This is a genomic window from Rhizobium sp. AN6A (assembly GCF_900215635.1).
GTDB classification, from domain to species: domain Bacteria; phylum Pseudomonadota; class Alphaproteobacteria; order Rhizobiales; family Rhizobiaceae; genus Agrobacterium; species Agrobacterium tumefaciens.
In genome coordinates, this window is record NZ_OCNC01000003.1 from 1287737 (window position 1) to 1304578 (window position 16842).

At 60.8% G+C, this 16842-nt stretch carries 14 protein-coding genes; 6 read left to right on the top strand and 8 right to left on the bottom strand.

Features of this window, described 5'->3' with window-relative positions; genetic code table 11:
- Positions 1-156 precede the first annotated feature (156 nt).
- The 8 genes from panB to CRO62_RS09900 all read right to left on the bottom strand — a co-directional run bounded on the left by panB (position 157) and on the right by CRO62_RS09900 (position 9014).
- The gene (gene panB / locus CRO62_RS09865) at positions 157-996 is read right to left on the bottom strand and encodes a 3-methyl-2-oxobutanoate hydroxymethyltransferase (protein WP_097100021.1); all 840 of its coding nucleotides are present in this window, start codon (positions 994-996) and stop codon (positions 157-159) included.
- Positions 993-1871 (bottom strand): pantoate--beta-alanine ligase, encoded by an 879-nt coding sequence (gene panC / locus CRO62_RS09870; protein ID WP_097100022.1) that lies wholly within the window; start codon positions 1869-1871, stop codon positions 993-995. The genes panB and panC overlap by 4 nt, the downstream gene beginning before the upstream one ends.
- Before the next feature lie 118 nt (positions 1872-1989).
- Complete coding sequence (locus CRO62_RS09875) at positions 1990-2766, bottom strand: enoyl-CoA hydratase-related protein (protein WP_097100023.1); 777 nt, start codon at positions 2764-2766, stop codon at positions 1990-1992.
- A complete protein-coding gene (locus CRO62_RS09880) occupies positions 2756-3682 on the bottom strand; it encodes a hydroxymethylglutaryl-CoA lyase (RefSeq protein WP_097100024.1) in 927 nt (308 codons plus the stop codon). The genes CRO62_RS09875 and CRO62_RS09880 overlap by 11 nt, the downstream gene beginning before the upstream one ends.
- Before the next feature lies 1 nt (position 3683).
- Entirely contained in the window at positions 3684-5669 is a 1986-nt protein-coding gene (locus tag CRO62_RS09885) for an acetyl/propionyl/methylcrotonyl-CoA carboxylase subunit alpha (RefSeq protein WP_097100025.1), read from the bottom strand.
- Between the two features lie 7 nt (positions 5670-5676).
- Complete coding sequence (locus CRO62_RS09890; protein WP_097100026.1) at positions 5677-7278, bottom strand: carboxyl transferase domain-containing protein; 1602 nt, start codon at positions 7276-7278, stop codon at positions 5677-5679.
- A gap of 8 nt (positions 7279-7286) precedes the next feature.
- Positions 7287-8459, bottom strand: coding sequence for an isovaleryl-CoA dehydrogenase (locus CRO62_RS09895; protein WP_097100027.1), 1173 nt, complete (start codon positions 8457-8459; stop codon positions 7287-7289).
- Positions 8460-8540: 81 nt separating this feature from the next.
- A complete protein-coding gene (locus tag CRO62_RS09900; protein WP_003500312.1) occupies positions 8541-9014 on the bottom strand; it encodes an Lrp/AsnC family transcriptional regulator in 474 nt (157 codons plus the stop codon).
- A gap of 137 nt (positions 9015-9151) precedes the next feature.
- Between CRO62_RS09900 and CRO62_RS09905 the strand changes: the two genes are divergently transcribed.
- From CRO62_RS09905 to gpmI, 6 genes are all read left to right on the top strand, one after another.
- Entirely contained in the window at positions 9152-10360 is a 1209-nt protein-coding gene (locus tag CRO62_RS09905) for an acetyl-CoA C-acyltransferase (protein WP_323455484.1), read from the top strand.
- Between the two features lie 12 nt (positions 10361-10372).
- On the top strand, positions 10373-11500 hold the full coding sequence (locus CRO62_RS09910; protein WP_097100028.1) for an acyl-CoA dehydrogenase family protein: 1128 nt from the start codon (positions 10373-10375) through the stop codon (positions 11498-11500).
- Between the two features lie 44 nt (positions 11501-11544).
- Positions 11545-12783, top strand: coding sequence for a 3-methyl-2-oxobutanoate dehydrogenase (2-methylpropanoyl-transferring) subunit alpha (locus tag CRO62_RS09915; RefSeq protein ID WP_097100029.1), 1239 nt, complete (start codon positions 11545-11547; stop codon positions 12781-12783).
- A gap of 3 nt (positions 12784-12786) precedes the next feature.
- Positions 12787-13800, top strand: coding sequence for an alpha-ketoacid dehydrogenase subunit beta (locus CRO62_RS09920; RefSeq protein ID WP_065659617.1), 1014 nt, complete (start codon positions 12787-12789; stop codon positions 13798-13800).
- Between the two features lie 2 nt (positions 13801-13802).
- Positions 13803-15056, top strand: coding sequence for a dihydrolipoamide acetyltransferase family protein (locus CRO62_RS09925; RefSeq protein ID WP_097100030.1), 1254 nt, complete (start codon positions 13803-13805; stop codon positions 15054-15056).
- Between the two features lie 212 nt (positions 15057-15268).
- Positions 15269-16786, top strand: coding sequence for a 2,3-bisphosphoglycerate-independent phosphoglycerate mutase (gene gpmI, locus CRO62_RS09935; RefSeq protein ID WP_097100031.1), 1518 nt, complete (start codon positions 15269-15271; stop codon positions 16784-16786).
- Positions 16787-16842 lie beyond the last annotated feature (56 nt).

The window sequence follows — 16842 nt, forward strand, 5'->3', positions numbered from 1 at the left end:
AAACCTTGCCTCAAACGCGACGTCATCCTCGGCCTTGTGCCGAGGATCTGCCGACATTTCACAAAATAGATAGGTAGCAGATGCTCGGGACAAGCCCGAGCATGACGAAGGTGAATGTGTCCGTCACCACCTCACCAACTCCTCTGCGCCGTTTCCTCACTCCCCCGAAGGCGATTGCCTGCGGACCTGAAACGTATGCTCCGGCCCCGGAAACGCACCGGAGCGCACCTCTTCGGCATAACCTGCCGCTGCCTGTGAAACGGTCGCACCCAGATCGGCGAAACGTTTGACGAATTTCGGTTTGAAATCGGTGAAGAGCCCGAGCATGTCGTCGGAAACCAGCACCTGCCCATCGCAGGCCGGTGATGCGCCGATGCCGACAGTCGGGACGGAGAGTTTTTCGGTCAATTCGCGCGCAAGCGGCTCGACGATGCCTTCGACGACAATGGCGAAAGCACCGGCCTGATCGACCGCAATCGCATCGCGCCAGATTTTCTGCGTTTCCGCATCCGAATGTCCAAGCGAGCGGAAACCTCCGGCGGTGTGAACCAGCTGCGGCATCAGCCCGACATGGCCAAACACCGGAATGCCGCGCCCCACGAGAAAGGCAATGGTTTCGGCCATTTCTTCGCCGCCTTCCAGCTTCACGCCATCACAGCCGGTCTCCTGCATCAGCCGCACGGCGTTGCGGAACGCCTGTTCCTTTGATTCCTGATAGGTCCCGAAGGGGAGATCGACGATGACGCAGGCGTGTTCCACACCACGCATGACGGCGCGGCCATGGGCGATCATCATATCCAGGGTGACGCCGACCGTCGTGTCCATGCCATAAAGCACCATGCCGACTGAATCGCCAACCAGCAGCAGGTCGCAATGCGGATCGAGCAGGCGGGTAATCGGCGTTGTATAGGCGGTGAGGCAGACGATGCGCGCACCGCCCTTCATTTGCCGGATGGAGGCTGTCGTCAGCCGCTTCTGTTTCGCGTGCGTGCTCATGGTGCAGCCTCCTGTTTGCCGGTTTTATCACGTCCGATGACGCGGTTGTCGAGAAGGCGGGTGCTGCCGACCCGCACGAACAGCGCCACCAGCACAGGCCGCGCCTGCAGCGAAGCCACGGGGGCCAGCGTGTCCGGATCGCGCACCGCCACGACTTCGGACAATGCCAGCTTCTCGGTGGCGATGAATTTTTCTATTGCTGCTTCGAACGCGGACGGGTCGTCGCAGCCTTCATTATACAGCCGCTCGGCCTCATCAAGCGCGCGCGGCACAATCACGGCGGCGGCGCGCTCTTCAAGGCTCAGATAGACATTGCGCGAGGAGCAGGCGAGCCCATCCGCCTCACGTACGGTGGCGACAGGAACGACGCGGACTGGCTGGGCGAGATCTTCCACCATGCGCCGGATCAGCGTTACCTGCTGGTAGTCCTTTTCTCCGAAATAGGCGGCATCCGGCTGTACGAGATTAAAAAGCTTGGTGACAACAGTCGTAACCCCGGCAAAATGCCCCGGCCGTACCGCACCTTCCAACTGGCTTCCCAGTTCCGGCACATCCACCACGGTCTGCATCGGGCGCGGATACATCTCCGTCACCTCGGGTGCGAAAAGAATGTCGACGCCTGCCTCTTCCAGCAGCGCGCTATCGCGGGCGAGATCGCGGGGGTAACGGGCAAGATCCTCATTGGCTCCGAATTGCAGCGGATTGACGAAGATCGAGACCACCGTCACGTCGTTCTCCGCCTTTGCTTTGGCAACCAGCGTCAGATGGCCGATATGCAAAAAACCCATGGTCGGCACGAAGCCGACGGTCTTGCCATCGCGGCGAAACATGGCGGTCAGACCGCGCAATTCAGCGACGGTTTTTACAAGGCGCATAGGTTCTCCTCCGGCTCCCCGATCGCCCTCCGGCGAAAGGTGGTGGATAGAACTCGATTTGCCGAACGGGGTCAACGCGGCTGCGGGCATTATATCGATTAAGACCTTGAGCGGTGGTTCAGGACCCGCCAGCCCAGATCGGCGGGCGTTTTCCAGCGAAGGCGTCTCTGCCTTCGCGCGCCTCCTCGCTGCTACTTATTTTCGCGATGACGCTTTCGGCAAAGGCGAGCCGTTCACTGGCCGGCATGTCGCGCATCGTCAGCAGCGCTGCCTTTCCGGCGGCGACTGCGCCCGGCGCGTTCTGCCGCAAGCGGGCGAGTACCCCCTCGATCACGCCATCGAGTTCGGCACGTGGCGCCGTGCGGTTGATAAGGCCGATGCCTTCGGCCTCTGCGGCAGTGATCGGTTGCCCCAGATAGGCCATTTCGTGAAGGCGGCTCAGCGGTATTTTGGCCAGAAGTTTCGCCGCCACCATGGCCGGGAAAAGCCCGACGCGAACTTCCGGCAGGCCGAACTCAGCATGATCGGCGGCATAAGCGAGATCGCAGGCCGCGACAAGGCCGAGCCCACCCGCCAGCACCAGGCCATTGACGCGGGCTATGACGATCTTTTCGCACATTTCGATGGCGCGTATCACATCGGCGATGGGATTTGTTCCGTCTAGCGAGAGGAAAATGCCGCCAGCGCTTTCCTTCAGATCGGCACCTGAGCAGAAGCTACGGTCGCCCGCTGCCGTTATCACCACTGCACGCAGGTCGTCGTCGCTGGAGGCCGTCCGGATCGCATGCGTCAAGGCGTCCGTCATCGCGGCGTTCATGGCGTTGTGGACGTCCGGCCGGTTAAGCGTCAGCCACAGAACGTCCTTGCGCTTCTCGCTCAACAGCTCATCCATCATGTGCATTATCCTCCATCTTTACGGCAAGCAGTGCCTTACCGGCGCGTGCCGCATTTGCCCTGCCGAGATGGCGACTTATCCAGTCTCCCGTTCTCGCCACCGCCATCAGGTCGATGCCGGTTTTGATGCCAAGCCCGTGCAGCAGGTAGACAACGTCTTCGGTGGCGACATTGCCGCTTGCGCCCGGCGCAAAGGGGCAACCGCCGAGCCCGGCCACGGAACTATCGAACACGCAAATACCTTCCTCAAGCGAAGCCAGTACATTGGCGACGCCCTGCCCATAGGTGTCGTGGAAATGCATGGCGAGTTTTTCGCAGGGGATGCGGGTCGATACATGTTGGATGAGCTTGCGGATTTGCCCGGCCGTGCCGACGCCAATCGTATCGCCGAGCGAGATTTCGTAGCATCCCATGGCGACAAGCGCTTCGGCCATCGCCGCCACATCATCTGGCGCGACCGCGCCGTCATAGGGGCAACCGGCGATGCAGGAGACATAGCCGCGCATGCGGATGTTACGGCTGGCCGCTGCCTCCGAAACATCGCGCAGGCGCTCGAGGCTTTCGGCGCGCGAACAGGCGATATTGTGCTGGCTGAAGCCTTCGGATGCGGACACGAAAACGGCTATCTCCGTCACACCGGCTTCAACGGCGGCCTCGAAACCCTTGATGTTGGGAACGAGCGCCGGATAGGCGGTATTGGGATGTCGTTTGAGGCCTAGAAGCACCTCCTTCGACCCTGCCATTTGCGGAACTTTTTTTGGCGAAACGAAGGCTCCCGCCTCCACCGCCGCCAATCCGGCCGCAGCCAGCCGCTCGATCAACCCGATCTTGATGGCGGTGGGAACCTCAGCACTTTCGTTTTGCAGGCCATCACGTGCGCCGACCTCGACGATTTTGACGGTTTTGGGCAAGGCCATCTCATGCGCCCTCCGGTTCGAAATCCACCAGCATCGCGCCGGCTTCGACCATATTGCCTTCGGCGCAGTTGATGGCGGTGACGGTACCTTTCGCTGGCGCACGGATCGTGTGCTCCATTTTCATCGCCTCCATCACCACAAGCGCGTCACCGGCCTCAACCGCTGCGCCCTGCTGGCTTAGAATGGCGCGGATGACGCCGGGCATCGGGGCTTCCAGACCGCCGGTATGGGTGGAGGTATCCGCAACATCGACGGGGTCGGGCTGGCTGATGCGATAGTGCTCGCCATCCAGAAAAAGCGCGTGGCCGTTATCGCTGGCAAAGAAACGGCACTGCCTTTGCCTGCCATCGACGGTCGCCCGCAGTGTGCCGTCTTGTGAGATGCTGCCATGAGCGCGGATGGCCCGCGTGCCGATCTCCAGTGAAAAACCATCTGGCTTATGTGTAACGGCGACATCGACCGGCTGTTGATCCAGGACGAAACGCAGGGTTTCCCTCGCTGGCGCATTGAGGCGGAAAGAGTTCGTATTGTTCCAAGGGCTATAAGGATCGGCCTGCGGCTTGGCCCCGTTCCGGCGTGAGAGAAGCAGGCCGAGCGTGGCCAAAGCTATTTCGTTCTCGCTTGTGGCTCCGGGGGCAAAAAGCGCCGCCTCGTTGCGGGCTATGAAGCTTGTATCGAGTTCGGCGGCGGCGAAAGCATCCAGCTCCGCAAGCCGTGTCAGAAAGGCGGCATTGCTGGTGACGCCGCAAATTGCCAGTTTTTCGAGTGCAAGCCGCAGACGCCGCACGGCAGACGGACGGTCGTAGTCCCAGACGATAAGCTTGGCGATCATCGGATCATAGTGCACGCTGATGGCGTCGCCGGTGCGTATGCCGCTATCTATCCTAAGGTGAGGTCCTTCTTCCGGAAAGGCGAGGTGGCTGACCGTGCCGATTGACGGCAGAAAATCATGCGCCGGGTCTTCGGCGTAAATCCGTGCCTCGATGGCATGGCCGTTGATGCACAGATTGCCCCAGTCGTCCGGCAGCGCCTCTCCATTCGCAACACGGATCTGCCATTCGACCAGATCGAGCCCGGTAATATATTCCGTGACCGGATGCTCGACCTGAAGCCTTGTGTTCATTTCCATGAAATAGAACTCGCCGGACGGGTCGAGCAGGAACTCCACCGTTCCCGCACCGCGATAGTCGATGGCGCGGGCGGCGGCGACCGCCGCGTCGTACATGCGTTGCCTGAGCGTATCGGGCAGGCCGGGGGCAGGGGCCTCCTCTATGACTTTCTGGTGCCGGCGCTGGATCGAACAGTCGCGCTCGAAAAGCGAAAAACAATTGCCATGGCCATCGGCAAAGACCTGCACCTCCACATGGCGCGGCCGTTCCAGATATTTCTCGATCAGCATGCGGTCGTTGCCGAAGGCGGCGAGCGCTTCGCGTTTTGCGCCGGCGAGCTCTGCCGCAAATTCACGCTTTTCACGGACAACGCGCATGCCCTTGCCGCCGCCGCCAGCTGAAGCCTTGAGTAAAACCGGATAGCCGATGTCTTCTGCCTCGCCTGCAAGCTTTTTGTCGGCCTGATCCTCGCCGTGATAGCCAGGCACCACGGGAACGCCCGCTTGCGCCATAAGCGCCTTCGCCTCGCTTTTTCCACCCATGGCGCGGATGGCATCGGGTGTCGGGCCGATGAAAATGATGCCGGCAGAGGCGCAGGCTTCGGCGAAACCGGCATTCTCCGAGAGAAAACCGTAACCCGGATGAATGGCTTGCGCGCCGCTTGCCTGTGCGGCGGCAATGATCTTTTCAGCATCGAGATACGACGAACGAGCGGGTGCCGGGCCGATGGCGATGGCCTCGTCGGCCAGCGCCACGTGCATGGCGTCGCGGTCGGCATCCGAATAGACCGCGACGGTGCGGACGCCCATCTTGCGGGCGGTGCGGATGATCCGGCAGGCGATTTCGCCGCGGTTGGCGATCAGTATTTTTGAGAACATCGTCGCCTCACATCCTGAATATGCCGAAACGGGTGGGTTCAATCGGCGCGTTCAGCGCGGCCGACAGGCCAAGGCCAAGCACGAGGCGGGTGTCCTTCGGGTCGATGATGCCATCGTCCCACAGCCTTGCACTGGCATAATAGGGGTGACCTTCCCGCTCGTATTTGTCCCGGATCGGCTGTTTGAACGCCTCCTCGCCCTCCTTGGACCAGTGGCGGCCATCCGTCTCGATACCGTCGCGCCGGATTTGCGCCAGAACGGATGCCGCCTGCTCGCCGCCCATGACGGAAATGCGTGCATTCGGCCACATCCACAAAAAGCGCGGCGAATAGGCGCGCCCGCACATGCCGTAATTGCCGGCACCGAAGGAGCCGCCGATGATGACGGTGAATTTCGGCACTTTAGCCGATGCAACGGCCGTAACGAGCTTGGCGCCATCCTTGGCGATACCATCAGCCTCATAGGCCTTGCCGACCATGAAGCCGGTGATGTTCTGCAGGAAAACCAGGGGAATGCCGCGCTGGCAGCAGAGTTCGATGAAATGCGCGCCCTTCAGCGCCGATTCAGAAAAGAGAATGCCGTTATTGGCGACGATGCCGACGGGATAACCGTGGATATGGGCGAAACCGCAGACCAGCGTCGTGCCATAAAGCGCCTTGAACTCGTCGAATTCGGAGCCATCCACCAGACGCGCGATGATTTCGCGCACCTCGAAAGGCTTGCGCGTATCGGTTGGCACGATGCCGTAAAGCTCCTCCGATGGATAAAGCGGTTCTGCGGGTTCGCGAATATCCAGCTCCACCTGTTTGCGGCGGTTGAGGGTGGAGACGATCCGCCGGGTCAGCGCCAGCGCATGACGGTCGTCGTGGGCGTAGTGATCAGTCACGCCGGATTGCCGCGAATGCACATCGGCGCCGCCCAGTTCTTCCGCACTCACCACTTCGCCCGTTGCGGCCTTCACCAGCGGCGGGCCGCCGAGAAAGATCGTGCCCTGATTTTTGACGATCACGGACTGGTCGCTCATAGCAGGCACATAGGCCCCGCCAGCCGTACAGCTTCCCATCACCACGGCGATCTGGGCGATGCCTGCCGCCGACATATTGGCCTGATTGTAAAAGATGCGGCCGAAATGATCGCGGTCGGGAAACACCTCGTCCTGGTTGGGAAGGTTCGCACCGCCTGAATCCACGAGATATATGCAGGGCAGGTGGTTTTCGGCAGCGATCTCCTGCGCGCGCAGATGTTTCTTGACCGTCAGCGGATAATAGGTGCCGCCTTTCACCGTCGCGTCATTGGCCACGATGACGCATTCACGGCCTGCGACCCGACCGATGCCGGTGACGATGCCGGCGGCGGGAACGGGTTCGTCATAGACCTCGTACGCGGCGAATTGCGAGAATTCGAGAAACGGACTGCCTGGATCGAGCAGCGCCTCTATCCGGTCGCGCGCCAGCAATTTGCCGCGTGACAGATGCCGTTCGCGCGCCTTGTCGCCGCCGCCCTTCGAGATTTTTTCGACATGCTGCCGCAGGTCATCCACCAGGTCCGACATGAAGGTGACGTTGGCGGAAAAGGTGGGGTCGCGGTTCAGACTGGATGTAAGCTTCATCGCATTCCTCACCCGTTGCCTTTGACCAGTTCGCGGCCGATCAGCATCCGGCGGATTTCGCTGGTGCCCGCGCCGATTTCATAAAGCTTGGCGTCCCGAAGCAAGCGACCCGCCGGGCTTTCATTGACATAGCCGGAACCGCCGAGAAGCTGGATCGCATCCAGTGCAACTCGCGTCGCCCGCTCGGCGGCAAACAGGATCGCACCTGCCGCATCCTGCCTTGTGATGCGGCCATTGTCGCAAGCGCGCGCCACGGCATAGACATAGGCGCGGGAGGCGTTCATGGCCGAATAGATATCGGCAAGCTTTCCCTGCACCAGCTGGAATTCGCCGATCGGCTTGCCGAATTGCTTGCGCTCACGCGCATAGGGCAGCACCAGATCGATAGCCGCCTGCATGATGCCAACAGGGCCGGCAGCCAGCACCGCGCGCTCGTAATCAAGCCCGCTCATCAGTACCGTCACGCCGTCGTTCAAACGCCCGAGGATGTTTTCCTCCGGCACCTCGCAATCCGTAAACACCAGTTCGGAGGTGGGTGAGCCGCGCATGCCAAGCTTGTCGAGTTTTTGTGCGGGGCGAAAACCCTTGAAGCCTTTTTCGATCAGAAAGGCCGTGATGCCACGCGCACCGGCGGACATGTCCGTCTTGGCGTATACAACCAGCGTGTCTGCCTCGTGGCCGTTGGTGATCCACATCTTTGTGCCGTTCAGCACATAGACGTCGCCCTTACGTTCCGCCTTCAGCCGCATCGAGACGACATCCGATCCGGCCTCTGTCTCGCTCATGGCAAGCGAACCGACATGCTCGCCCGACACCAGCTTCGGCAGATATCGCCGCTTCTGCTCTTCCGTTCCCCAGCGATGAATCTGGTTGATGCAGAGGTTGGAATGGGCGCCATAGGACAGGCCGATGGACGCGGAAGCGCGGCTTATCTCCTCCATCGCCACGCAATGGGCGAGATAGCCCATGTCAGCACCGCCGAATTCCTCCGAAACGGTAATGCCGTGCAGACCGAGTTCACCCATCTGCGGCCAGAGCTGGCGCGGAAACTGATCGTTGCGATCGATTTCTGCGGCAAGCGGCGCTATTTCATCGTCGGCGAATGCTCTTGCGCTGTCGCGCAATGCTGCGATTTCCGGGCCGAGATCGGCATCGAAAATGGCGGCGAGGTTCAAACTCATCGCTTCTCCTCCTCCGGACGGCCGTTTATCTCCGTCCCTCTCGTCAGCGGCCAGCACCTCCTCCGTGCTGGCAACTCTCATTTACGGCGCGTCACCTCCGGTGAAGGCGGCGGAACGGCGCACGAATGTCTTGATGGCGAAATTGGACTGGATGCGCGACACACCGGGAACCGTGGTCAGGAAATCCAGAAGCTGCTGATAATGCGGTAGATCCCGCACCATGGCATGAATGAGATAGTCGGAACTGCCGCTCGTCTGATAGCCGCCCACCACTTCCGGAATGGAGGCGACATGGTGCTCGAACGTCGTCAGCGCTTCCTTGATCTGTCGTTCCAGCGTGACGGAAATGAAGACGCCCATATTGCCGAGCAGCCGGTTCTCATCGAACACGGCGGTATAACCGCGAATGATGCCTTCTTCTTCCAGCTTGCGCACGCGGCGCAGTGTCGGCGTGAAGGAAAGCCCGATCCGGGCCGCCAGATCGCGCCAGCTCACACGCCCGTCATCGCCAAGCACATGGAGAATCTTCTGGTCGAAACTGTCGAGCTCAATCATGGATCATTTGCTCTATGATATGACTAATTATTGGATCAAAGATATCGCCAATCAAAAAACTGTCAATCAAAATAGCTTTGAAATGAATTCGAGATAGTGATAGCGTTCACGTCAGTCGCGGTCTGGAGGAGATTGCGATGACGGTCGTTCTCTCGGTGGGAGGATGGCCAAGGGAGGTGAGTTTGGCTGTGCATGACCCTGTCGTTATCGTCGGGGCCGCCCGTACTGCTACGGGTGGGTTCCAGGGCGAATTCAAATCGGTGGCGGCGCCCGATCTAGGGGCGGCGGCGATCCGCGTGGCCGTCGAACGGGCCGCAATTTCTTCCGCTGATATTGACGATGTGCTGATGGGCTGCGTGCTCTCGGCCGGGCAGGGACAGGCTCCCGCCAGACAGGCAGCGATTGCCGCCGGCATTCCCAACTCGGTTGGCGCAACAACAATCAACAAGATGTGCGGCTCAGGCATGAAAGCGATCATGTTGGCACATGACCAGCTTGCGGCGGGAAGCTCTTCCATCGTGCTTGCAGGTGGCATGGAGAGCATGAGCAACGCCCCCTATCTGCTGGACCGCGCCCGCAACGGCTATCGTCTTGGCCACGGCAAGCTCACCGACCACATGTTTCTCGACGGTCTCGAAGACGCCTATGACAAGGGCAGGCTAATGGGGACTTTCGCTGAAGATTGCGCGCAAGAGTATCAATTCACTCGCGCGATGCAGGATGATTTTGCGCTCGCCTCACTGGAACGGGCGCGACGCGCCATAGCGGAGGGTGCGTTTGAAGCGGAAATCGCGCCTGTTGGCGATGATGGCGTAGACGAGTTGCCGGGGAAGGCAAAGCCGGAAAAAATACCGCAACTGAAGCCCGCCTTTCGCGACGACGGAACGGTGACGGCGGCGAATTCCAGTTCCATCTCGGATGGTGCAGCCGCTCTCGTTCTCATGCGTCACTCCGAAGCGGAAAGACGAGGCCTTTCACCGCTGGCGACCATTATCGGTCAGGCCTCCTATGCGGATGCACCCGCCAGATATCCAACGGCTCCCATCGGCGCGATGACAAAGCTGTTCGAAAAAACCGGCTGGTCGGCAAAGGATGTCGATCTGTTCGAAATCAACGAGGCTTTCGCGGTTGTGGTGATGGCGGCCATGCGTGATCTCGATCTGCCGCATGAGAAGGTGAATGTGCATGGCGGCGCCTGCGCGCTCGGCCATCCCATCGGGGCCTCCGGTGCACGCATCGTCGTCACGTTGCTGGCCGCTTTGCAGCGTCACGGACTGAAACGCGGCATTGCCGCTGTCTGCATCGGCGGCGGCGAGGCGACTGCGCTTGCCGTCGAGCGGCACTGAAGAGAGGCGGAGATGATCCTGAACGAAGCCCAGCAACAGATCAGGGACATGGCCCGCGATTTCGCCCGCGAGCGGCTCGCCCCCGGCGCTGCCGCGCGCGACCGGGAAAGCCGGTTCCCGAAAGACGAGCTAAAAGAAATGGGTGAACTCGGCTTTCTCGGCATGCTGGTCTCGGAGGACTATGGCGGGTCGGAAACCGGTGCGGTCGCCTACGCCCTGGCGCTAGAGGAAATCGCTGCCGGTGACGGCGCCTGTTCCACCATCATGAGCGTCCACAATTCGGTTGGCTGCGTGCCAATCCTGAAATTTGGCACGGAAGAGCAGAAACAGCGTTTCCTCCCCAAGCTCGCCTCCGGCGAATGGATCGGCGGTTTTGCGCTGACCGAACCGCAGGCCGGTTCCGACGCCTCCAATCTGAAGACAAAAGCGAGGCGCGATGGCGACCGCTATATCATCGACGGCGCAAAACAGTTCATCACATCGGGCAAGAACGGCGATGTCATCATCGTTTTTGCCGTCACCGATCCTGCTGCCGGCAAAAAAGGTATCACTGCTTTCATCGTGCCGACCGCTACGCCCGGTTACGAGGTAATCAGGGTCGAGGAAAAACTCGGTCTGCATTCTTCGGATACCTGCCAGATTGCCTTTACCGACATGGCGGTTCCAGCCGAATTGCGGCTCGGTGAAGAGGGGCAGGGGTATCGCATCGCGCTCGCCAATCTGGAAGGCGGCCGCATCGGCATTGCCGCACAGGCGGTTGGCATGGCGCAGGCGGCTTTCGAGGCGGCGCGGGATTATGCCCGCGAGCGCAAGACCTTCGGGCAGGCAATCATCGAGCATCAGGCCGTGGCGTTCCGGCTTGCGGATATGGCAACCCGCATAACGGCGGCGCGGCAACTGGTGCTGCATGCGGCGGCGCTGAAGGAAGCGGGTGAGCCCTGCCTTTCGGAGGCCTCGATGGCCAAGCTCTTTGCCTCGGAAATGGCGGAGCGTGTCTGCTCGGACGCCATCCAGATTCACGGCGGTTATGGCTACATGGCGGATTATCCGGTGGAGCGGATCTATCGCGATGTACGCATCTGCCAGATTTACGAGGGAACCAGCGATGTCCAGCGCATGGTCATCGCGCGAAACCTCTGAAAATTGTTTCGTCGTCTGGAAGAGATGGCGATGGGAGGAGTAGAATGGATATTACCGAAACCACGCATCTCAGCCTGCATGTTCCCGAACCAGCGGTGCGGCCAGGCGACCAGCCGGATTTCTCCAATGTGAAAATACCCAAGGCCGGCTCCGTGCCACGCCCGGAGGTGGGCGCAGCACCTGAAGACATGCGCGATCTGGCCTATTCCATCATCCGCGTCCTCAATCATCAGGGTGAGGCTGTCGGCCCGTGGGCCGGGCTGCTTTCGGATGAGGATTTGCTCGTCGGCCTAAAGAACATGATGCGGCTGCGGGCTTTCGATGCCCGCATGCTGATGGCACAGCGGCAGGGTAAGACCTCCTTTTACATGCAGCATCTGGGCGAGGAAGCGGTCAGTTGCGCCTTCCGCAAGGCGCTTTCCAAAGGCGACATGAATTTCCCGACCTACCGGCAGGCGGGTCTGCTGATCGCCGACGATTACCCGCTCGTCACCATGATGAACCAGATTTATTCCAACGAGCTCGACCCGTTGCATGGGCGGCAATTGCCGGTTCTTTACTCCTCGAAGGAGCATGGCTTCTTCACCGTGTCCGGCAATCTTGCCACGCAATATGTACAGGCGGTCGGTTGGGCGATGGCATCTGCCATCAAGGGCGATACGAAGATCGCGGCAGCATGGATCGGTGACGGCTCAACGGCGGAATCGGATTTCCACTCGGCACTGGTCTTCGCCTCCACCTACAAGGCGCCGGTCATCCTCAACATCGTCAACAACCAATGGGCCATTTCCACCTTTCAGGGTATCGCGCGCGGCGGTTCCGGCACCTTTGCGGCCAGAGGCCTGGGCTTCGGCATTCCGGCACTTCGGGTCGACGGCAACGACTATCTCGCCGTTTATGCCGTGGCACGCTGGGCGGTGGAGCGGGCGCGGCGCAATCTCGGGCCGACGCTGATCGAATATGTGACCTACCGTGTCGGTGCGCATTCCACTTCCGACGATCCGAGCGCTTATCGCCCGAAGACCGAGTCCGAGGCATGGCCACTGGGTGACCCGGTTCTGCGGTTGAAGAAACATCTCATCCTGCGCGGCGTCTGGTCGGATGAGCGGCACAGGCAGGCGGAAGCGGAAATTGCCGACGAGGTGCTTGAGGCGCAGCGTGAAGCGGAAAGCCACGGTACGCTGCATGAGGGCCGCAAGCCGCCAAAGAAGGATATTTTCGAGGGCGTTTACGCCGAGATGCCGCCGCATCTCGCCCGCCAGCGCCAGAAGGCAGGGTGGTGAGACATGACAAGAATGACGATGATCGAAGCCGTCCGCAGCGCCATGGATGTGTCCATGGAGCGCAGCGACGATGTGGTGGTGTTCGGCGAGGATGTTGGCTATTTCGGCGGCGTGTTTCGTGCGACGCAGGGGTTGCAGGGAAAATACGGCAAGACCCGCTGTTTCGACGCGCCGATCAGCGAATCCGGCATTGTCGGCACGGCCATCGGCATGGCCGCTTATGGCCTGCGCCCCTGTGTGGAAATCCAGTTCGCGGATTACATGTATCCGGCCTATGACCAGATCACCCAGGAAGCGGCGCGCATTCGTTATCGCTCCAATGGCGATTTCACCTGCCCCATAGTCCTGCGCATGCCGACCGGCGGCGGCATTTTTGGCGGGCAGACGCATAGTCAGAGCCCGGAGGCGCTTTTCACCCATGTCTGCGGGCTGAAGGTGGTGGTTCCCTCCAATCCTTACGACGCCAAGGGGTTGCTGATCGCCTCGATCGAGGACCCGGATCCGGTGATGTTTCTGGAGCCGAAGCGGCTTTATAACGGTCCCTTCGACGGCCATCACGACCGGCCGGTAACGCCATGGTCGAAGCACGAGATGGGCGAGGTGCCGGAAGGGCATTACACCATTCCGATCGGCAAGGCCGAAATCCGCCGCGCCGGGCAGGATGTCACTGTCATCGCTTACGGCACCATGGTGCATGTGGCGCTCGCCGCAGCGGAAGAAACGGGCGTGGATGCCGAGATCATCGATCTGCGCAGCCTTTTGCCACTCGACCTGGACACCATCGTCAAGTCCGTCTCCAAGACCGGCCGCTGCGTCATGGTGCATGAGGCAACGCTCACGTCAGGCTTCGGCGCGGAAGTCGTGTCGCTTGTGCAGGAACACTGCTTTTATCATCTGGAAGCACCCGTCGTCCGTGTGGCTGGTTGGGATACGCCTTATCCCCACGCGCAGGAGTGGGATTATTTTCCGGGGCCGGCCCGCGTCGGGCGCGCCCTCGTCGAAGTCATGGAGGCCTGAAGATGGCGGAATTTGTTATCACTATGCCCGATGTCGGCGAAGGTGTGGCGGAAGCCGAACTGGTGGAATGGAACGTCAAACCCGGCGATCCCGTGCACGAGGATATGGTGCTGGCCGCTGTGATGACCGACAAGGCGACGGTTGAAATCCCCTCGCCGGTTGCGGGCGTCGTCACATGGTTGGCAGCGGAGGTGGGTGATACGGTGGCGGTTAAGGCACCGCTGGTGCGCATCGAAACCAATGCCTCCGCTGCCGCTGCTGCCCCCGCGGATGTGACTGAGCCGGAAGCGCCATCCGACATGACGGAAGAGCCGCCAACGGCTGAAATCCAGCCCGCCCGCGAAATACAGGATGCGCCGCCTTCCCCTGAGGTGGAACACCATAAACCTCTGGCGTCGCCAGCCGTTCGCCAGCGCGCCGACGATCTCGATATCGATCTCGGACAAGTGAGGGGAACAGGGCCGGACGGACATATCACCCACGCCGATCTCGATACATTTCTGACCGCGCGGTCGCAATCTGAGAGGCCCGCTGCGCCGATAGCTTCCCGCGATAGCGCTGTCGAAGAGGTGAAGGTGACGGGGCTGAGGCGCAAGATCGCCGAGAAAATGACGCTGTCCGTCTCCCGCATTCCCCACATCACCTATGTCGAGGAAATCGACGTGACCGATCTGGAGGATTTGCGCACGACCATGAATGGCAACCGCCGGTCAGGGAAGCCGAAACTGACGATCCTGCCGTTCCTGATGCGCGCACTTGTGAAAACGGTCGCCGATCATCCCGGCATGAATGCCACCTTCGATGACGAAAAAGGGGTCGTCAGCCACTACGAAGCGGTGCATATCGGCATAGCCACGCAGACACCTGCGGGGCTGATGGTCCCGGTCGTTCGCCACACGGAAGCGCTCGGCCTTTGGGAGTGTGCTGCTGAAGTCGTGCGCGTGGCCGAGGCGGCGCGTACCGGCGCCGCGCAACGGGACGAGTTGACGGGGTCCACCATCACCATCAGCTCGCTTGGCCCCCTTGGCGGTATCGTTTCGACGCCCATCATCAATCACCCGGAGGTGGCGATCATCGGCGTGAACAAGATCGTGACGCGACCGGTCTGGGATGGCAGCGGTTTCGTGCCGCGCAAGATGATGAACCTCTCCTCCAGCTTCGATCACCGGGTCGTCGACGGCTGGGATGCCGCCGTCTTTATTCAGGCCATCAAGGCGCTCCTGGAAAAGCCGGCGCTGATCTTCATCGACGGCTGAGCTTCGTTTGAAAAGGATTTTCTTCCGTGAAGCACTTCAGCTTCACGGAACTGTTTCGGTGTCGGTATAGGCTTGCGTTCGCGATCTTCGGGTATAGAAGAGAAAGAACGAGAAGCGTGTTTTCTCATCATGATCATAGTGGCGGACGGGGGCGCTCCGGTGCCCAGCGCTTCGCTGTTCGTCGGCAACCGAATGAAGAAGAAGGTCCTTTCATGAGCACTCCCAAACCCGTTGTCCTGACTATTCTCGATGGCTGGGGACTGAGCGAGGACACGTCCAGCAATGCGCCGGTACTGGCAAACACGCCCACCATGGATCGGCTTTTCGCCACCTGCCCGAATGCGCGGCTGACCACCTTCGGCCCGAATGTCGGCCTGCCCACCGGGCAAATGGGCAATTCGGAAGTTGGACACACCAATATCGGCGCCGGTCGCATCGTTGCCATGGATCTTGGCCAGATCGATCTGGCGATCGAAGACGGCAGCTTTTTCAGGAATGCTGCGATGCTCGATTTCGCCGCCAAGGTGAAGGCTGCGGGCGGCGTGGCGCATGTGATGTGCGTCGTCTCCGATGGCGGCGTTCACGGCCACATCGTCCACGGTCGGGCGGCGGTGAAGCTGCTGACCGATCTGGGTTTGAAGGTCGTCGTGCACGCCATCACCGATGGTCGCGATGTCGCGCCGCAGTCTGCGGAAGGCTTCGTCGCCGCATTTGCGGCAAGTCTGCCGCAAGGCGCCAGCATTGGCACGGTGATCGGCCGTTATTATGCGATGGACCGCGATAATCGCTGGGAGCGTGTTGAAAAGGCCTATGACGCCATGGTCCTCGGCCGGGGCGAACATGCGCCGGATGCGGTGAGCGCCGTTGCCGCGAGCTACAAAAATGATGTTACGGACGAATTCATCCTGCCGACGGTCATCGGTGGTTACGAAGGCTTCAAATCCGGTGACGGTCTCTTCTGCCTGAATTTCCGTGCCGACCGTGCCCGTGAAATCCTGCTTGCCATCGGTGCGGATGATTTCGACGGGTTTGTCCGTGAAAAGCCTGTGCTTTCGGCGCTGCTTGGCATGGTGGAATATTCGACCAAACATGCGACCTTCATGACGACGGCCTACCCTAAGCGCGATATCGAAAATACGCTGGGCTCCTGGGTTGCCAAGCAGGGTCTGCGGCAGTTCCGTCTGGCCGAGACGGAAAAATATCCGCATGTCACCTTCTTCCTGAATGGTGGCAAGGAAGAACCTGAAGTGGGCGAAGACCGCTTCATGCCGAAGTCTCCCAAGGTTGCGACCTACGATTTGCAGCCGGAAATGAGCGCGCCGGAAGTGACGGAGAAATTCGTCGAGGCGATCGGCAAGGGTTACGATCTCATCGTCACCAATTACGCCAATCCCGACATGGTGGGCCATACCGGCGATCTGCAAGCCGCGATCAAGGCTTGCGAAGCCGTGGACCGGGGGCTCGCCGCAGTCGTTGCCGCTCTGGAAAAGGTTGGCGGCGCCATGCTGGTGATTGCGGATCACGGTAATTGCGAAACCATGGTCGACCCGGTAACCGGTGGCCCGCACACCGCGCACACCACCAATCCGGTGCCGGTGATCCTGTTCGGCGGACCTGAAGGCGTGAAGCTGCATGACGGTATCCTTGCCGATGTCGCTCCCACGCTGCTGCAATTGATGAATGTGCCGCTGCCTGCGGAAATGACGGGCAAGAGCCTGATCGACCTGTAATCCAGCGACGATGCGCGAGAGCCTGCTGCTCTCGCGCATGTCCGGGCGAGGCGGAA

Coding starts and splice junctions, on each gene's coding strand:
- panB (WP_097100021.1), bottom strand. CDS start 996: ATGAGCACGCACGCGAAACAGAAGCGGCTGACGACAGCCTCCATCCGG.
- panC (WP_097100022.1), bottom strand. CDS start 1,871: ATGCGCCTTGTAAAAACCGTCGCTGAATTGCGCGGTCTGACCGCCATG.
- CRO62_RS09875 (WP_097100023.1), bottom strand. CDS start 2,766: ATGATGGATGAGCTGTTGAGCGAGAAGCGCAAGGACGTTCTGTGGCTG.
- CRO62_RS09880 (WP_097100024.1), bottom strand. CDS start 3,682: ATGGCCTTGCCCAAAACCGTCAAAATCGTCGAGGTCGGCGCACGTGAT.
- CRO62_RS09885 (WP_097100025.1), bottom strand. CDS start 5,669: ATGTTCTCAAAAATACTGATCGCCAACCGCGGCGAAATCGCCTGCCGG.
- CRO62_RS09890 (WP_097100026.1), bottom strand. CDS start 7,278: ATGAAGCTTACATCCAGTCTGAACCGCGACCCCACCTTTTCCGCCAAC.
- CRO62_RS09895 (WP_097100027.1), bottom strand. CDS start 8,459: ATGAGTTTGAACCTCGCCGCCATTTTCGATGCCGATCTCGGCCCGGAA.
- CRO62_RS09900 (WP_003500312.1), bottom strand. CDS start 9,014: ATGATTGAGCTCGACAGTTTCGACCAGAAGATTCTCCATGTGCTTGGC.
- CRO62_RS09905 (WP_323455484.1), top strand. CDS start 9,152: ATGACGGTCGTTCTCTCGGTGGGAGGATGGCCAAGGGAGGTGAGTTTG.
- CRO62_RS09910 (WP_097100028.1), top strand. CDS start 10,373: ATGATCCTGAACGAAGCCCAGCAACAGATCAGGGACATGGCCCGCGAT.
- CRO62_RS09915 (WP_097100029.1), top strand. CDS start 11,545: ATGGATATTACCGAAACCACGCATCTCAGCCTGCATGTTCCCGAACCA.
- CRO62_RS09920 (WP_065659617.1), top strand. CDS start 12,787: ATGACAAGAATGACGATGATCGAAGCCGTCCGCAGCGCCATGGATGTG.
- CRO62_RS09925 (WP_097100030.1), top strand. CDS start 13,803: ATGGCGGAATTTGTTATCACTATGCCCGATGTCGGCGAAGGTGTGGCG.
- gpmI (WP_097100031.1), top strand. CDS start 15,269: ATGAGCACTCCCAAACCCGTTGTCCTGACTATTCTCGATGGCTGGGGA.